1 protein-coding gene is annotated in these 1,219 nt (G+C 71.9%); it reads right to left on the bottom strand.

The features are described 5' to 3' along the window. Positions 1-1,219 (bottom strand): lysine N(6)-hydroxylase/L-ornithine N(5)-oxygenase family protein (locus tag EF903_RS32750; RefSeq protein WP_125548555.1); only part of this gene is annotated, 1,219 nt, incomplete at both ends.

The following is a 1,219-nucleotide window of genomic DNA, read 5'->3' as shown; positions in this document are numbered from 1 at the left end:
GGGTTGGGGGTAGGGGTCGGTGCCGGTGAGGGTGTTGAGGATGGTGGCGCTGCGCCAGGCGGCGAGGCCGAGGTCGGGGGCTCCGACGCCGTGGGTGTGGCGTTCGCCGTTCTGGACGAAGACGGTGCCGGTGACGGCGGGGTCGAGGACCATCCGGTGGCTGCGGTCGATGCGGGGGCGGCCGGAGGAGTCCTTGCGGAGGTAGGGGTCGAGGCCGGCGAGGAGGCGGTGCAGGGGGCGTTCGCGGTAGCCGGTGGCGAGGACGACGGCGTCGGTGGTGAGGCGGGAGCGGGTGCCCTGGTCGGCGTGGTCCAGATGCAGTTCGATCTTGGTGGTGGCGATGCGGCCGGCGGTGCGGACGGTGACGCCGGGGGTGAGGACGGCGTCGGGCCAGCCGCCGTGGAGGCTGCGGCTGTAGAGCTCGTGGTGGATGGCGGCGATGGTGGCGGTGTCGATGCCCTTGTGGAGCTGCCACTGGGCCGGGAGGAGGCGGTCGCGGACGGGTTCGGGGAGGGCGTGGAAGTAGTGGGTGTAGTCGGGGGTGAAGTGTTCGAGGCCGAGCTTGCTGTACTCCATGGGGGCGAAGGAGGGGGTGCGGGCGAGCCAGGTGAGGCGTTCGCGGCCGGCGGGGCGGGCGCGGAGGAGGTCGAGGAAGATCTCGGCGCCGGACTGGCCCGAGCCGATGACGGTGATGTGGTCGGCGCCGAGGATGCGGGTGCGGTTGTCGAGGTAGTCCGCGGAGTGGATCACGGGGACGGTCGGGGCCTCGGCGAGGGGGCGGAGCGGGTCGGGGACGTGCGGGGCGGTGCCGACGCCGAGGACGAGGTGGCGGGCGTGGGCGCGGCCGAGGGCCTCGGCTTCACCGTGGGCGCCGAGGCGGGTGTAGTCGATCTCGAAGAGGTCGAGTTCTGGGTTCCAGCGGACGGCGTCGACCTGGTGGCCGAAGTGCAGGCCGGGGAGGCTTTCGGCGACCCAGCGGCAGTAGGCGTCGTACTCGGTGCGCTGGATGTGGAACTGCTGGGCGAAGTAGAAGGGGTAGAGGCGCTCTCTGTTCTTGAGGTGGTTGAGGAAGCTCCAGGGGCTGGTGGGGTCGGCGAGGGTGACGAGGTCCGCGAGGTAGGGGACTTGGAGGGTGGTGCCGTCGATGAGGAGCCCGGGGTGCCAGCGGAAGTGGGGGCGTTCGTCGTAGAAGGCGGTGGTGAGGGGGGCGGCTCCGTGG

The organism is Streptomyces sp. WAC05292 (assembly GCF_003949955.1).
GTDB classification, from domain to species: Bacteria; Actinomycetota; Actinomycetes; order Streptomycetales; family Streptomycetaceae; genus Streptomyces; species Streptomyces globosus.
This window is presented reverse-complemented; position numbering and strand designations above follow the sequence as displayed.